The sequence below is a fragment of the Pseudomonas sp. PGPPP1 genome (genome assembly GCF_002255865.1).
In the GTDB taxonomy this organism is placed as follows: domain Bacteria; phylum Pseudomonadota; class Gammaproteobacteria; order Pseudomonadales; family Pseudomonadaceae; genus Aquipseudomonas; species Aquipseudomonas cremoris.
This window is the reverse complement of sequence record NZ_NKIG01000021.1, coordinates 1-14,813: the sequence shown is the minus strand read 5'-3', so window position 1 is coordinate 14,813 and position 14,813 is coordinate 1. Positions and strand designations below refer to the sequence as shown.

The following is a 14,813-nucleotide window of genomic DNA, read 5'->3' as shown; positions in this document are numbered from 1 at the left end:
GCGGTGAGTCGGTAGGATTATAGAGTGCTGAACAGCGGAAAAATCCCCATCAGCAACGCGGCGAACATTATGCACAGGCACACCAGTACTGCCCACTTGAGGGTGAAGCGCTGGTGATCGCCGAATTCGATGCCAGCCAGGGCTACCAACAGGTAGGTGGACGGTACCAGCGGGCTGAGCAAGTGCACGGGCTGGCCAACGATGGAGGCGCGGGCCATTTCTACAGCGGTGATGCCGTAGTGGCTGGCGGCTTCGGCCAGCACCGGCAGTACGCCGTAGTAGAACGCATCGTTGGACATGAAGAAGGTGAACGGCATGCTCACCAGCGCGGTGATCACCGCCAGATACGGGCCGAGTGCGTCGGGAATGACCGCCAGCAGGCTCTTGGACATGGCATCGACCATGCCGGTACCCGACAGGATGCCGGTGAAGATACCCGCCGCGAAGATCAGGCCGGTGACCGCCAGTACGCTGCCGGAGTGGGCGGCGATGCGGTCTTTCTGCATCTGCAGGCACGGGTAGTTGACGATCATCGCGATACTGAACGCCACCATGAACAGCACCGGCAGCGGCAACAGGCCGGCGATCAGCGTGCACATCAGGGCGAAGGTCAGCGCGCCGTTGAACCAGATCAGCTTTGGACGGCGGGCGTCCGGGAATTGCGACACGCTGATTTCGCTGTGGTCGATCTCATCGCCGTGCAGGTGCAGTTCACCCAGACGTGCGCGCTCACGCAGGCCGTACATGTAGGCAATCACCAGGATCGCCACGACGCCGACGGCCATGGCCGGGATCATCGGTACAAAAATGTCCGACGGGTCCACATGCAATGCACTGGCGGCGCGTGCCGTCGGGCCACCCCAAGGGGTCATGTTCATCACACCACCGGCGAGAATGATCAGGCCTGCCATGATTCGCGGGCTCATGCCAATGCGCTGGTACAGCGGCAGCATGGCGGCCACGCAGATCATATAGGTGGTGGCGCCGTCACCGTCGAGGGACACGACCAGAGCCAGCACGGCGGTGCCGACCGAAACCTTCAGCGGGTCGCCCTTGACCATCTTGAGGATCTTGCGCACGGCCGGGTCGAACAAGCCGGAGTCGATCATCAGGGCAAAGTAGAGAATGGCGAACATCAACATCACGCCGGTCGGCGCCAGCTTGGTGATGCCCGCAAGCATCATCGGGCCGATCTCCGGCGCGAAACCGCCGAACAGCGCGAACAGGATTGGCACGATGATCAAGGCGATCAGCGCGGACAGGCGCTTGGTCATGATCAGGAACATGAACGTGATGACCATGGCAAAGCCAAGGAAAGTCAGCATAGGAATACTCCAGGCGTAGCGCGGCTAGGGAATGGCGAACCGGGTGGGGCTCAGCGCAGAACGAAAGGCACGAGGCGTACGGGTGGAGTTGGGGCGAACAGGCGGGTACGAGCGGACATCGGGAATCACCATTGTTGTTGTGTACAGCCGGTCTGTTGCCGGCAGTTGGGGGCGATCCTAGACGGGAAAGCTTTCAGCCAGCTTTCGCTGGGAAAACAGGTGATGAAGGGAAGACGCACAATCTTCAAGCGTATGAAGATCCAATGTGGGAGCTGGCTTGCCTGCGATTGCGGTGTATCAGCCCCCCCATGTGCTAGCTGACCCGCCGTCATCGCAGGCAAGCCAGCTCCCACATTCAGAGTGTGTTTGCAGGGAGATATCAGGGCAGTTCGAGGCCGCCGGCAGCTTTGTGAAGCTTGCGCAAGTGTTCACCCACCTGCTTGAGGTTGGCCTCACACGCAGCAATTTCATCCGCACGGGACGGGTCCAGCAGCGCCCTTACCTCTTTATCCAAGTCGCCAGTCAGCGATTGCAACTGCTTCTGGCGCTCGGCGCTTTCCGATTCCAGGCGCTTGGCTTCCGACGGTTGCGGCAGGCCGTAGCCACCGCTGTCCAAAAGTTCTGCCGGGCGGCTGAGGAAGCCACTGTTGGCGAGGATTTGTTGCAGGGTGTTATTGGCTTTCTCCATGCCGCCGTTTTTCAGCTCGCGGGCACCGAGGTAGCGCTGTTTGACTTCGTCTTGGGCCAGCATCAACTGCTTGCGATAGCTGGCCTGCTCCAACAGCAGCAATGCGGCGCTGGTACGCAGGTCGGCCTGGTCGAACCAGGGGCGGCGTTCGGCGGCGCTGAGGGACAGCCAGTCTTCGACCTGGGTCTGCTTGATCGGCAGATATTTGCGCAGCACTTCAAACATCGCCTGGTAGCGCTCGCGGAAGGAGTCGAAGTGATAACCCAGGCGCAGAGCATTGCGTTTGTCGTCGAGCACGCTGGTATCGGCCAAGCCGCGAGCGCTGAGAACTTCCAACAAGCCGTTGGGGGTGATGTTGTCCAGGCCAGTCAGTTGCGGGTTGGCGCTGCCGCTGCGCAACAGCTTCAGGCTCTCTACTGCGCAGTTGTTGGAAATGAAGAAGTAGTTGCCGTCATAGCTCCAATGCATCTCGGCAGCGTGCTCGACGGTGTCGTTGATTTCCTGGCGCGTCAGTTTCAAGGGCACGGAGGCCAGGCCGCGCAGCTCGGTCTTGGTGTATTCGTCGATTACCTGGGCCAGCGGCAGCACAAACAGCCGCGACGGGTACTTGCCCACCAGTCCATCCCAACTCGACAACTGAACGTCACCGACGAAGGCGCGGTAGGACAGCACCAGATGCTGGTCCAGGTCCAAGCGACAATCCGGACCACGCGGGCGACCGGGGGCGCAGATCACCAGGCGCAGCATGCTGTGGCCCCAGCGGCTGACCAGATTCTGGTTGGCTTCGGCCAGCAGGTAGTCGATTTCGTAGACGCGCTCCGGGTCGATCTGGCCCAGCGGCGTCTTGGCAAAGTCGTTGCCTGCGTTCAGGAAGGCATAGGTCTTGGCGCAGGTGTCCTGCTCGGGCGGTGCCCAGCCGAAGTGCTCCTTGTAATAACGAAACAGCGCGGGGCGTCGGCAGGCGTAGCTGGGGTCGAGCAGGAAGTACTCCATGTTGACCGCCACGAATTCCAGCGGGCTGGTGGTTTCGTAGATGTCCGGGCTGCGGGCAACCTGATGGTTGTGCTGTTCACGTTCGCCACGGCGCCCGACGTATTGCGGCCAGCCGGCGAGGTCCAGCAGGCGCGGGTCGTCGCTGAGGGTGAAGCGGCGGTCATTCTGGCCACGGCATTGATCGGGCAGGCCGATCAGGCCGGTGATGTTGTTCTGGCGACTGCAGCGGTTGATCAGCGCACGGTCTTCCTTGGACCACAGGCGCGCACGGTCATAGATGTGGGTCAGTTCATGCAGCACGGTGGCGAGCATTTCCCGGCGCACAGTGCCGTGGGGGCGATTGGTTTTCTGGGTGGCGGCGCTGCCATCAGTGAGGCTGGCGAGCAGGTTGCTGTTGAGGTCCAGCTCGGACACCAGGGACGCCTGGCCGTAGGCGTTGCTGGGCATCTTGTCGGTCCAGCCGACATCGATGCGCCGGTCCAGCTGCTCGATAAAGCGTGGCGGTAATGAGCGCATCGCCTCGTCGAGCAATGCCTGGCTGGCCTGTTGTTCAGCCGGGCTCAAGCCATCGATCTTGAGCCGCAGTTGCAGGCCGGCCTGGGCTGCGCCTGCACAGAGCAGCACAGCCCACGCCAAGAGCCAGGCGGCGAGTCGCCTCACAGAGCGAGGATAGCTTCGGCGAGGCTCTGGTCGCTGGCGTCACGCGTTTCCGGCATGCGCGTACGAATGGTGTCGAAAGCCGCTTCCAGTTGTGCGCCACGGATCTCGCCATTGGTGGCGACGAAACTGGCGGCATCATCGTAGGCTTCACGCACGACCTTGGAGTCGCGGATGGAGGTGGTGGTGTCCGAGGTGAAATCGATGGTGCGGCCGGAGGCGCGAACAATGATGTTACTGGTGGCCACCAGGGTATGTGCCTGGGCGACGTCGGCCAACAACAGCAGGCCAAGGGTGGCGGCGATCAGCGGGCTACGCATGGAATAACTCCGAATACAAAGATGGAAATACAAAGATGATTATTGGACGAGAATTGCTTGCGCCAGTTCACGGTCGCTGGCGTTAAGTTTTGGCTGGGTACGGCGCAGGTAGTCCAACGCCGACTCAAGCCTTGCCCCCCGCAATTGGCCGTCTGTGGCGATGAACGCGGCCGCATCATCCTGGGCAGCGACGATCACTTTGCGGTCGAAGGGCGCAGACGTCACCTTGCTAGTGGCGTACGCGCTCGCGACAGTACTTTGGGTGGTCACGTCAAAGGCCGAAGCCAATGGCGACCAGCCAGCGCAAAACAAAACAGGGACTATTAACAGGCGGTATGAAAAAGCCATGGGACTCGACAACTGAAAGCGAGCGCCAAGGCTAGCGCAATGCCCGGGCGAGAGCCAGCGCCGGGGCATCGGGCCCGTTGTCAGATAGCCAGGATCGCTTGGGCCAGCTGTGCGTCAGTCGCGGTATTGAGTTGCGGCGCTTGTTGGCGGATCTGGGCCAGGGCGCTTTCCAGCTTCACGCCACGAATGGCGCCTTCGCTGGCGACAAAGCTGGCAGCGTCGTCACGCGCGGCGCGTACGACCTTGTTGTCACGCAGGGACGATGTGGCATCGGAGGTCGCATCGGAGGTGGCTTTGAGTGCGCCGACGATCGAGTCAGTGGTCACGATAAGGCTGGTTGCGCTGGCGTTGGCAGCCACGGCCAACAGGGCAGCGGCACTCAGCAGGCGAAGACGGGACATGGGATGACTCCTCTAAATGAACGGATAACGGTGGCGCACGGCCGCCAATGTGGATCAGACGCCTGCTTTAAACAGTTCGCCACGCAGTGGCTGGATATTAAGCCGCCGTTTATCCGTTCGGAAAGCCTCTTGACCGCCTAGTCACGCCAGAAGGGCTTGGACAATTCGCACAGACGGTCGCTGGGGCTGATGCCCACGTCGGATAATTCCCGACGATCCATTTGAGCCAGCTGGCGTCGCTCATGAGCTTGGCGTGCCCAGCGTGCCAGCGTGCCAGCGTGCCAGCGTGCAGCCCGTCTTGTTTAGCAACCGTCTATAGAGAGGGGTTTGGGTATCCATGGCGAGCACCTTTCGTGAGCTACTGGAACACCATGTTGGGCGAGTCGACATGACCAATACAGATACACCGAATCTAAATTGTACTGCCTAACTGTTTTGTTTTTTAAACTGTACCTGTCGCTATGAATGGCTTTTGTTCGACCGTCCAAAACCCGGATGCCAGAAACAACAAAGCCCGCCTCCGGTTACCCGGGGCGGGCTTTGTTTTGACAAATCTGGTTGCTGGCGGTGGACCCGTTAGGTCAGGGCCAGCGAGCGCCAATTAGCGCCAGAACGGCTTGCTCAGCTCTTCGTAGCGTTGAGCTTCGCTGATACCAGCGTCAGCCAGCAGACGCGAATCCAGACGAGCCAGTTGGTGGCGGCTGGAGATGCGGCGCTGCCACAACATCAGGTTGGCGATAACGCGCAAAGGCAGGGAAGCCTGGGTGTTTACAGCTTTTTCTTCGAAGAACAGATCGGAACTGAGTGTACGTTCCATGATGACATCCTTCCGCTTGTGGCGGGATTAGGTAGTGGTTTAACTGATGCCAATGATCCTCCTCCGCCGCAAGACTCTCTAGATACAGTTCACCTGTATTGTGAGGGGCCAGTTAACTGTTTAAGGGTGCTGTACTGTACAGAAATGGGGCAACTGTACCTGTCCGCACTGAAACAGTGCGAAATAGGCATTTTCGATGAGTTGAGTAGGATATTTCGGTAGGAAATGACCGGTACAGCAGTACAGTTTTTTCAAAATGCTTAGAGGTACAGCCGAGCTGATGAAACTGTATTTGCATCAGCTCGGATCTGTATCAATCACGCCTTGAGCATATGCCCGGTTTCTTCCAGGTTGATGTGCCAGCTCAGTGCTTCGCGCAGGATGTGCGGTGTATGCCCGCCGATGGCGCAGGCGGCGTCGAAGTACGTGTTCAGCGCATCGCGATACGCTGGGTGCACGCAGTTGTCGATGATCACTCGCGCCCGTTCGCGTGGTGCCAGGCCGCGCAGGTCGGCCAGCCCGACTTCGGTCACCAGGATGTCGACGTCATGTTCGGTGTGGTCCACGTGGCTGACCATCGGCACCACGCTGGAGATCGCGCCGCCCTTGGCGATGGACTTGGTCACAAAGATCGCCAGGTGCGCGTTGCGCGCGAAGTCACCTGAGCCGCCGATACCGTTCATCATCCGCGTGCCGCAGACGTGGGTGGAGTTGACGTTGCCGTAGATGTCGAACTCCAGCGCGGTATTGATCCCGATAATGCCCAGGCGGCGCACCACCTCAGGGTGGTTGGAGATCTCTTGCGGGCGCAGTACCAGCTTGTCCTTATAGTGTTCCAGGTTGCCGAACACGTCGGCATTGCGCCGCTCCGACAGGGTGATTGAGCTGCCCGAGGCGAAGCTGAGCTTGCCGGCGTCGATCAGGTCGAATGTGGAGTCCTGCAGCACTTCGGAGTACATCGTCAGGTCTTCGAACGGCGATTCGATCAAGCCGCACATTACCGCGTTGGCGATGTTGCCGATGCCGGCCTGCAACGGGCCGAGCTTGTTGGTCATGCGCCCGGCGTCCACTTCCTGCTTGAGGAAGTTGATCAGGTGATTGGCGATGCCTTGGGTGTCGCTGTCAGGCGGCGTCACCGTGGAGGCGGAGTCGGCCTGGTTGGTGATCACGATGGCGACGATCTTCTCCGGTGGGATCGGGATCGCGGTGCTGCCGATGCGGTCGTCGACTTTTACCAGCGGGATCGGTGTGCGGGTTGGGCGGTAAGTCGGGATATAGATGTCGTGCAACCCTTCAAGGTTCGGGTTGTGCGCCAGGTTGATCTCGACGATGACCTGCTTGGCGAAGATTGCGAAACTGGCCGAGTTGCCCACGGAGGTGGTGGGCACAATGTGGCCCTGCTCGGTGATTGCGACTGCCTCGATGACGGCGATGTCCGGCAGCTTGAGCTGGTTGTTGCGCAGTTGCTCAACTGTTTCCGACAAATGCTGGTCGATAAACATGACTTGGCCGGCGTTGATCGCCTTGCGCAGGGTGCTGTCGACCTGGAACGGCATGCGTCGGGACAGTACGCCCGCTTCGGTCAGTTGCTTGTCCAGGTCGTTGCCCAGGCTGGCACCGGTCATCAGGGTGATTTTCAGCGGTGACGTCTTGGCGCGTTCGGCCAATGCGTGGGGAACGGCCTTGGCTTCACCGGCACGGGTAAAGCCGCTCATGCCGACGGTCATGCCGTCCTCGATCAGTGCGGCGGCGTCTGCCGCGCTCATGACCTTGTTCAACAACGAAGGCAAGCGGATGCGATCACGGTACATGGATTCTTATCTCAGGCTACGGAAGCAAGGTGCGCAGTTTAGTGATTTCAAAAAATTTCGGCCCGCTACCATGGTCGAATGCCGGGCAGCGATTTAGAGCCTTTGGTCGGGTTTCATGGAGTAATAAAAAACCCCAGCCTACGGGAGGCCGGGGTTTCGAGTATTGCGCTGTAGCAGTGTTACTCGACGGCTTTGACCATGTCTTCGATGACCTTCTTCGCATCACCAAAGACCATCATGGTCTTATCCAGGTAGAACAGTTCGTTATCCAGACCGGCATAACCGCTGGCCATCGAGCGCTTGTTGACGATGATGGTCTTGGCTTTGAACGCTTCGAGGATCGGCATGCCGGCAATCGGCGAGTTCGGATCGTTCTTGGCCGCCGGGTTGACCACGTCGTTGGCGCCCAACACCAACACCACGTCGGCCTGGCCGAACTCGGAGTTGATGTCCTCCATCTCGAACACTTGGTCGTAAGGCACTTCGGCCTCAGCGAGCAGGACGTTCATGTGGCCGGGCATGCGGCCCGCTACCGGGTGGATTGCGTACTTCACGGTGACGCCGCGGTGGGTGAGCTTCTCGGTCAGTTCCTTGAGCGCGTGTTGCGCCCGCGCCACTGCCAGGCCGTAACCCGGAACGATGATCACGGTGTCGGCGTTGGTCAGCAGGAAGGTCGCATCGTCGGCCGAGCCGGATTTGACCGGGCGGGCTTCTTTGGAACCGGCTGCGGCCCCCGCATCCGGCGCATTGCCAAAACCGCCCAGCAGTACATTAAAGAAGGAACGGTTCATCGCCTTGCACATGATGTACGACAGGATCGCGCCGCTGGAGCCCACCAGGGAGCCGGCGATGATCAGCATCGAGTTGTTCAGCGAGAAACCGATACCCGCCGCTGCCCAGCCGGAGTAGCTGTTGAGCATCGACACCACCACCGGCATATCGGCGCCGCCGATTGGGATGATGATCAACACGCCGAGCACAAATGCCAGCGCCAGCATCAGCGCGAAGGCGGTGAGGTTGCCGGTGAACATAAAGGCCAAGCCCAGGCCCAGGGTCAGGAGACCGAGCACCAGGTTGATCTTGTGCTGGCCGCCGAACTGTACCGGTGCGCCCTGGAACAGGCGGAACTTGTACTTGCCCGAGAGCTTGCCGAACGCGATCACCGAACCGGAGAAGGTGATGGCACCGATGGCAGCGCCCAGGAACAGCTCCAGTCGGTTGCCCGCAGGAATCGAGTCGCCCAGGTGTTTGACGATGCCCAGGGATTGCGGCTCGACCACCGCAGCAATCGCGATGAACACCGCTGCCAGGCCGATCATGCTGTGCATGAACGCCACCAGCTCAGGCATCTTGGTCATTTCTACGCGCTTGGCCATGATCGAACCGGCAGTGCCGCCGACCAGCAGGCCGACGATCACGTAGCCGATACCCGCAGTTGCCAGCTCAGCGCCGAGCTTATAGATGAGGCCCACGGTGGTGAGTACCGCTAGCGCCATGCCGAGCATGCCGAACAGGTTGCCGCGCCGCGAAGTCGTCGGATGTGACAGCCCTTTGAGGGCCTGGATGAAGCAGATCGACGCGATCAGGTAGAGCGTCGTTACCAGATTCATGCTCATTACTTCGGCGCCTCTTCTTTTACTTTCGGGGCTTTCTTCTTGAACATCTCAAGCATCCTGCGCGTAACCAGGAAACCGCCGAACACGTTTACCGCCGCCAGGGCCACGGCCAGGGTGCCCATGGTCTTGCCCAGCGGGGTCACGGTAAGGGCGGCGGCCAGCATGGCGCCGACGATCACGATCGCGGAAATCGCGTTGGTCACCGCCATCAATGGCGTGTGCAGCGCGGGCGTTACGTTCCAGACCACGTGGTAACCGACATAAATTGCCAGCACAAAGATGATCAGGTTGTAGATACCGGGGGAGATAAGCTCTTCCATCGTCTGAATCCCTGCTTAGGCGTTTTTACGGATGACTTGGCCGTCGCGGCACATCAGGCACGCGGCGACGATGTCGTCTTCGAGGTTGATTTCAAACTGCCCTTCCTTGGTGAAGACCAGCTTCAGGAAGTCCAGCAGGTTGCGCGCATACAAGGCCGAGGCGTCGGCAGCGACAGCGCCGGCGAGGTTGGTCGGGCCGCAAATGATCACGCCGTTTTCCACAACGACCTGGTCGGCGACGGTCAGTGGGCAGTTGCCACCTTGGGCAGCGGCGAGGTCGATGACCACGGAGCCCGGTTTCATCTGTGCGACGGTGTCGGCGCTGAGCAAGGTCGGTGCCTTGCGGCCTGGGATCAGTGCGGTGGTGATGACGATATCGGCCTGCTTGGCGCGCTCGTGCACGGCCAATGCCTGGCGTTGCATCCAGCTGGTCGGCATTGGGCGAGCGTAGCCTCCGACGCCGACGGCGCATTCGCGTTCTTCGTCGGTCTCGTACGGCACGTCGACGAACTTGGCGCCGAGGGACTCGATCTGCTCTTTCACCGCCGGGCGTACGTCAGACGCTTCGATCACTGCACCCAGACGTTTCGCCGTAGCGATGGCCTGCAGGCCGGCAACACCGGCGCCGAGGATCAGCACGCGGGCGGCCTTAACGGTGCCGGCGGCGGTCATCAACATCGGCATGAAGCGCGGGTAGTGATGAGCGGCGAGCAACACGGCCTTATAGCCGGCGATGTTGGCCTGGGAAGAAAGCACGTCGAGGCTCTGGGCCCGCGATGTACGCGGCGCAGCTTCGAGGGCAAAGGCGGTGATGCCGTGCTCGGCGAGCTTGGCAATGGTTTCGTTGCTGAACGGATTGAGCATGCCCACCAATACGGTGCCGCTTTTGATCAGCGCAAGTTCGCTGTCGCTGGGGGCTACCACCTTGAGGATCAGCTCTGCGCCAAAGGCATCATTGGCGCTGCCAATGGTTGCGCCTGCCGTTTCATAGGCACTGTCGACGACGCTGGCTTTAATGCCGGCTCCGCTTTGAACAGTGACCTTATGGCCCTGGCCGATCAGCTTCTTGATGGTTTCCGGGGTGGCAGCCACCCGCGTTTCACCGGTCTGGGTTTCGAGAGGAACACCAATGTGCACGTCAAATCTCCTGCATGATCTTTTTGCTTTTGATCTTTTTGTAAAAAGGCCAGTGCACCGCGAGTGGCGCAACTGGGGCGGCCGATCAGCACGATCCCGCTGAAATGACAGCGGGGCGCGGCATTTTGCAGGCGAACTTTACGGCCTTCAAGGGATTATGACGGGTGACGAAAAATTAACTACAAGTCACCCTGTGACTGATTGTCGCAACACTCTGAAATAACCTCTTCAAATACATGGATTTAAAGGGCTGTAGGCGTTTAAGGCGTCTTTTGTCATCGCCAGTGTGAATAGTCGTGCATTGGCCTGCGATAGTCGCTACAAGCCATGATAATCATGGCGTTGAAGCTGATTTTTAGTCGACAGGTACAGTCTGTTTAAATGCGACATATACGTATATCTGTAGGATCTAAATATAACTGACTACAAAGTCAGCAATTGGCTTTTGGCCTTTAAATGCTGGGGCTGTAGCGCTGCGACTGATCAATCAACCAGTCCCTGAAGGCATGCAGCGAGGCTGATTCGACTTTTCTGTCGGGAATCATCAAGTAGTAAGCCTTCGAACTGGTCAGCGCTTCGGGGCTCGCAATGACCAGTTGGTGCTCCTCCAGTTCGCGCTGGATGAGGAACGGTGGAATCAGCGCGACGCCCATGTCATGCATGGCCGCCTGGGACAGCATCGAGAATAGCTCGTAGCGCGGTCCTGTCATGTCGCGGGGGATATTCAGTTGCTGGGCGTTGAACCACTGGCGCCAGGCATAAGGGCGGGTGGTTTGCTGCAGCAGTGGCAGCTCCGCGATTTGCTGGGGGCTGAATTGCACATGGCTGCCGAGTAAGCGCGGGCTACACACGGGTACGGGGTTTTCTCCCATTAGGCGGTGGGATTCAGTACCTGACCAGTCAGCATCGCCGAAGTAGATCGCCGCATCGAATTCAGTGTCGGCAAACAGAAAGGGCCGCGTGCGGTTGGTAAGGTTGACTGTGACTTCCGGGTGTTGGCGCTGGAAGTCCTTGAGGCGCGGAATCAGCCACTGGGTACCAAACGTCGGGACTACCGCCAGTTCGATCACATTAGCGCCCTGCTGGCCCATTACTGACAGGGTGTCGCGCTCCACCGCATCCAGTTGTGTGGCGACACGGCGGCTGTAAGACAGCCCCGCTTCCGTCAGCTTGACGCCGCGCCGTGAGCGGCGAAACAGCTCGACACTTAAAAACTCCTCAAGGCTGGCTATCTGTCGACAGATGGCGCCTTGGGTGATGGAAAGCTCAAGCGCCGCCTTGGTAAAGCTCTCGTGACGGGCTGCCGCTTCAAAACTGACAAGGGCGGTGGTGCTGGGTATCTTTCTGCGCATGTACCTTGTCCTCACATATGAAGCGCACCTGCGGCGCTCTTGGGTGTTTCGGAGTGAGAAATTAGCACAAGGCTATGCGGAAACCTCGTTTGCTCTCCTCGTTCGGCGGGCCTAGGCTCCATCCACGACTTCTGATTTATCTACGCGAGGACTTATTCATGGCTGGCAAGGCAAGCTTCAACTGGATCGATCCACTGCTGCTGGATCAACAGCTCACCGAAGAAGAGCGCATGGTGCGTGACAGCGCCGAGCAGTTCGCCCAGGACAAGCTGGCACCGCGTGTGCTCGAAGCCTTCCGCCATGAAAAGACCGACCCTGCGATCTTTCGCGAGATGGGCGAAACCGGGCTGCTGGGCGCGATGATTCCCGAGCAGTACGGCGGCAGTGGTTTGAACTACGTCAGTTATGGGCTGATTGCCCGGGAAGTCGAGCGTGTCGACTCCGGTTATCGCTCGATGATGAGCGTGCAGTCTTCGTTGGTGATGGTGCCTATCAATGAGTTTGGTACCGAGGCGCAGAAGCAAAAGTATCTACCGAAGCTGGCCTCGGGCGAGTGGATTGGTTGCTTCGGTCTGACCGAGCCTAACCATGGTTCGGACCCGGGCGCGATGATTACTCGTGCGCGCAAAGTAGACGGTGGCTACAGCCTGACCGGCGCGAAGATGTGGATCACCAATAGCCCAATCGCTGATGTGTTTGTGGTGTGGGGCAAGGATGATGCCGGCGATATTCGCGGGTTTGTCCTGGAGAAGGGCTGGAAGGGTCTCAGTGCTCCGGCGATTCACGGCAAAGTTGGCCTGCGCGCCTCCATCACCGGTGAGATCGTGATGGATAACGTCTTCGTGCCGGAGGAGAACATCTTCCCCGACGTGCGTGGCTTGAAAGGACCATTCACTTGCCTTAACTCGGCGCGCTACGGCATCTCCTGGGGCGCGCTGGGCGCTGCCGAGTTCTGCTGGCACACCGCTCGCCAGTACACCTTGGATCGTCAGCAGTTCGGCCGTCCGTTGGCAGCTACCCAGTTGATCCAGAAAAAGCTGGCCGACATGCAGACCGAGATCACCCTGGCCCTGCAAGGCTGCCTGCGTTTGGGGCGTATGAAGGATGAAGGTACGGCGGCGGTCGAGATCACCTCGATCATGAAGCGAAATTCGTGTGGCAAATCCCTGGATATCGCACGGATGGCGCGGGACATGCTCGGTGGTAACGGTATCTCTGACGAGTTCGGGGTGGCGCGTCACCTGGTCAACCTGGAGGTGGTCAATACCTACGAAGGTACCCATGACGTGCACGCCTTGATCCTCGGTCGTGCGCAAACCGGTCTTCAAGCGTTCTATTAATAGGAGAGCTGGAATGGGCGCACTTTCGCATCTGCGAGTACTGGATTTGTCGAGAGTGCTGGCGGGGCCTTGGTCCGGGCAGATACTTGCAGACCTTGGGGCCGAGGTTATCAAGGTCGAGCGACCAGGGAGTGGTGATGACACGCGCGCCTGGGGGCCGCCCTTTCTCAAGGACGCGTATGGCGAGAACACCAGCGAGGCGGCGTACTACCTGTCGGCCAACCGTAATAAAGAGTCGGTGACAATCGACTTCACGCGACCGGAGGGGCAGAAGCTGGTGCGGGATCTCGCGGCCAAGTCCGACATCCTGATCGAGAATTTTAAAGTCGGTGGTCTGGCGGCGTATGGGCTGGACTATGAGTCGCTCAAGCAGATCAACCCGGAGTTGATCTATTGCTCGATCACGGGGTTTGGTCAGACGGGGCCCTATGCCGCACGTGCTGGCTATGACTTTATGATCCAGGGGTTAGGCGGGCTGATGAGCCTGACCGGTCGGCCTGAGGGTGACGACGGTGCGGGGCCGGTAAAGGTTGGGGTGGCGCTGACTGACATCCTTACCGGGCTTTACTCGACTGTGGCGATCTTGGCAGCGCTGGCTCATCGGGATCATGACGGGGGCGGGCAGCATATTGATATGGCATTGCTCGACGTGCAGGTGGCTTGCCTGGCGAATCAGGCGATGAATTACCTGACGACGGGAGTGCCGCCCAAGCGCTTGGGCAATGCTCATCCGAATATTGTGCCGTATCAGGACTTTCCTACGGCCGACGGCGACTTCATCCTCACGGTAGGCAATGACGGGCAGTTCCGTAAGTTTGCTGAGGTGGCGGGTCAACCGCAGTGGGCGGACGATCCTCGTTTCGCGACTAATAAGGTGCGGGTGGCTAATCGCGCTGAGCTTATTCCGCTGATACGCCAGGCCACGGTGTTCAAGACAACGGCTGAGTGGGTGTCACAGCTGGAGCAGGTTGGCGTGCCGTGTGGGCCGATCAATGATCTGGCGCAGGTGTTTGCTGATCCGCAGGTCAAGGCGCGTGGGCTTGCGATGGAACTACCTCATGCGCTGGCGGGCGCTGTGCCCCAGGTGGCGAGTCCAATACGGCTGTCGAAGACGCCGGTGGAATACCGCAGTGCGCCACCTTTGTTGGGTGAGCATACGGTTAAGGTGCTACAGAGCGTATTGGGGCTGGATGTGGCGAGTGTTGATGCGTTGAGGGTTGCGGGTGTTATCTGAGTGGTTCCTTCTATATAGATGCGTGGAGGCTTGGGTTTGGTCGTTTTTTAATCAATTAGAAGTGTTTGATAGAAAACCTGAATTAAAGGTTGACGGCAGATTCTGGAGGCCTATAATTCGCCCCACTTCCGGCGCAGTCGAAACGGAAAACTCCTTGGTAAACAATGAGTTATGTAGGTTTCGGCGGTCAGTGCTTCAGTCCATCGAAGCTCGCAGGAAGTTGAAAAAGAGGTGTTGACAGCAGCGTGTAACGCTGTAGAATTCGCCTCCCGCTAACGAGTGATCGGAAGCGCAAGTGGTTGAAGTTGTTGAAGAAATCTTCGAAAACTTCTGAAAATAATCACTTGACAGCAAATGAGGCTGCTGTAGAATGCGCGCCTCGGTTGAGACGAAAGATCTTAACCAACCGCTCTTTAACAACTGAATCAAGCAATTCGTGTGGGTGCTTGTGGAG

The 14,813-nt window shown here is 59.2% G+C and carries 14 protein-coding genes; 2 read left to right on the top strand and 12 right to left on the bottom strand.

The genetic code is table 11. The annotated features are described in order from the left end of the window. Nucleotides 1-17 precede the first annotated feature (17 nt). The 12 genes from CFE47_RS21260 to CFE47_RS21205 all read right to left on the bottom strand — a co-directional run bounded on the left by CFE47_RS21260 (nucleotide 18) and on the right by CFE47_RS21205 (nucleotide 11,785). Entirely contained in the window at nucleotides 18-1,325 is a 1,308-nt protein-coding gene (locus CFE47_RS21260; protein WP_286840219.1) for a CitMHS family transporter, read from the bottom strand. Nucleotides 1,326-1,704: 379 nt separating this feature from the next. Continuing rightward, nucleotides 1,705-3,666: a DUF7844 domain-containing protein gene (locus CFE47_RS21255; protein ID WP_286840217.1), complete on the bottom strand. Its 1,962-nt coding sequence runs from the start codon at nucleotides 3,664-3,666 to the stop codon at nucleotides 1,705-1,707. After that, complete coding sequence (locus CFE47_RS21250) at nucleotides 3,663-3,983, bottom strand: DUF2388 domain-containing protein (RefSeq protein WP_286840215.1); 321 nt, start codon at nucleotides 3,981-3,983, stop codon at nucleotides 3,663-3,665. The genes CFE47_RS21255 and CFE47_RS21250 overlap by 4 nt, the downstream gene beginning before the upstream one ends. 39 nt (nucleotides 3,984-4,022) lie before the next feature. Beyond that, on the bottom strand, nucleotides 4,023-4,331 hold the full coding sequence (locus tag CFE47_RS21245) for a DUF2388 domain-containing protein (protein ID WP_286840212.1): 309 nt from the start codon (nucleotides 4,329-4,331) through the stop codon (nucleotides 4,023-4,025). Nucleotides 4,332-4,411: 80 nt separating this feature from the next. Further along, nucleotides 4,412-4,732: a DUF2388 domain-containing protein gene (locus tag CFE47_RS21240; RefSeq protein ID WP_032862677.1), complete on the bottom strand. Its 321-nt coding sequence runs from the start codon at nucleotides 4,730-4,732 to the stop codon at nucleotides 4,412-4,414. 137 nt (nucleotides 4,733-4,869) lie between these two features. Further along, nucleotides 4,870-4,962, bottom strand: a complete 93-nt coding sequence (locus tag CFE47_RS21235; RefSeq protein ID WP_286840385.1) for a DUF1127 domain-containing protein — start codon at nucleotides 4,960-4,962, stop codon at nucleotides 4,870-4,872. A 371-nt stretch (nucleotides 4,963-5,333) separates the two neighbouring features. Then, nucleotides 5,334-5,549: a DUF1127 domain-containing protein gene (locus CFE47_RS21230; RefSeq protein ID WP_010168694.1), complete on the bottom strand. Its 216-nt coding sequence runs from the start codon at nucleotides 5,547-5,549 to the stop codon at nucleotides 5,334-5,336. Nucleotides 5,550-5,866: 317 nt separating this feature from the next. Next, complete coding sequence (scpC, locus tag CFE47_RS21225; RefSeq protein ID WP_185709704.1) at nucleotides 5,867-7,360, bottom strand: succinyl-CoA:acetate CoA-transferase ScpC; 1,494 nt, start codon at nucleotides 7,358-7,360, stop codon at nucleotides 5,867-5,869. A gap of 179 nt (nucleotides 7,361-7,539) precedes the next feature. Next, a complete protein-coding gene (locus CFE47_RS21220; protein WP_207045694.1) occupies nucleotides 7,540-8,976 on the bottom strand; it encodes an NAD(P)(+) transhydrogenase (Re/Si-specific) subunit beta in 1,437 nt (478 codons plus the stop codon). Continuing rightward, a complete protein-coding gene (locus CFE47_RS21215; RefSeq protein ID WP_003187417.1) occupies nucleotides 8,976-9,296 on the bottom strand; it encodes an NAD(P) transhydrogenase subunit alpha part 2 in 321 nt (106 codons plus the stop codon). The genes CFE47_RS21220 and CFE47_RS21215 overlap by 1 nt, the downstream gene beginning before the upstream one ends. A gap of 15 nt (nucleotides 9,297-9,311) precedes the next feature. Next, nucleotides 9,312-10,433, bottom strand: coding sequence for a Re/Si-specific NAD(P)(+) transhydrogenase subunit alpha (locus CFE47_RS21210; protein ID WP_105699077.1), 1,122 nt, complete (start codon nucleotides 10,431-10,433; stop codon nucleotides 9,312-9,314). Nucleotides 10,434-10,885: 452 nt separating this feature from the next. Beyond that, nucleotides 10,886-11,785: a LysR family transcriptional regulator gene (locus CFE47_RS21205; protein ID WP_286840184.1), complete on the bottom strand. Its 900-nt coding sequence runs from the start codon at nucleotides 11,783-11,785 to the stop codon at nucleotides 10,886-10,888. A gap of 158 nt (nucleotides 11,786-11,943) precedes the next feature. On the opposite strand from CFE47_RS21205, the gene CFE47_RS21200 reads away from it, so the two are divergent. Together CFE47_RS21200 and CFE47_RS21195 are read left to right on the top strand one after the other, a co-directional pair. Next, nucleotides 11,944-13,125, top strand: a complete 1,182-nt coding sequence (locus tag CFE47_RS21200; protein WP_003187423.1) for an acyl-CoA dehydrogenase — start codon at nucleotides 11,944-11,946, stop codon at nucleotides 13,123-13,125. 13 nt (nucleotides 13,126-13,138) lie between these two features. Beyond that, the gene (locus CFE47_RS21195; protein WP_286840182.1) at nucleotides 13,139-14,359 is read left to right on the top strand and encodes a CaiB/BaiF CoA transferase family protein; all 1,221 of its coding nucleotides are present in this window, start codon (nucleotides 13,139-13,141) and stop codon (nucleotides 14,357-14,359) included. The last annotated feature ends 454 nt before the right edge of the window (nucleotides 14,360-14,813 follow it).

What these genes read in the sequence shown, in the direction of transcription:
- CFE47_RS21260 (WP_286840219.1), bottom strand. Translation starts at nt 1,325, where the DNA reads ATGCTGACTTTCCTTGGCTTTGCCATGGTCATCACGTTCATGTTCCTG.
- CFE47_RS21250 (WP_286840215.1), bottom strand. Translation starts at nt 3,983, where the DNA reads ATGCGTAGCCCGCTGATCGCCGCCACCCTTGGCCTGCTGTTGTTGGCC.
- CFE47_RS21245 (WP_286840212.1), bottom strand. Translation starts at nt 4,331, where the DNA reads ATGGCTTTTTCATACCGCCTGTTAATAGTCCCTGTTTTGTTTTGCGCT.
- CFE47_RS21240 (WP_032862677.1), bottom strand. Translation starts at nt 4,732, where the DNA reads ATGTCCCGTCTTCGCCTGCTGAGTGCCGCTGCCCTGTTGGCCGTGGCT.
- CFE47_RS21230 (WP_010168694.1), bottom strand. Translation starts at nt 5,549, where the DNA reads ATGGAACGTACACTCAGTTCCGATCTGTTCTTCGAAGAAAAAGCTGTA.
- scpC (WP_185709704.1), bottom strand. Translation starts at nt 7,360, where the DNA reads ATGTACCGTGATCGCATCCGCTTGCCTTCGTTGTTGAACAAGGTCATG.
- CFE47_RS21220 (WP_207045694.1), bottom strand. Translation starts at nt 8,976, where the DNA reads ATGAGCATGAATCTGGTAACGACGCTCTACCTGATCGCGTCGATCTGC.
- CFE47_RS21215 (WP_003187417.1), bottom strand. Translation starts at nt 9,296, where the DNA reads ATGGAAGAGCTTATCTCCCCCGGTATCTACAACCTGATCATCTTTGTG.
- CFE47_RS21205 (WP_286840184.1), bottom strand. Translation starts at nt 11,785, where the DNA reads ATGCGCAGAAAGATACCCAGCACCACCGCCCTTGTCAGTTTTGAAGCG.
- CFE47_RS21200 (WP_003187423.1), top strand. Translation starts at nt 11,944, where the DNA reads ATGGCTGGCAAGGCAAGCTTCAACTGGATCGATCCACTGCTGCTGGAT.
- CFE47_RS21195 (WP_286840182.1), top strand. Translation starts at nt 13,139, where the DNA reads ATGGGCGCACTTTCGCATCTGCGAGTACTGGATTTGTCGAGAGTGCTG.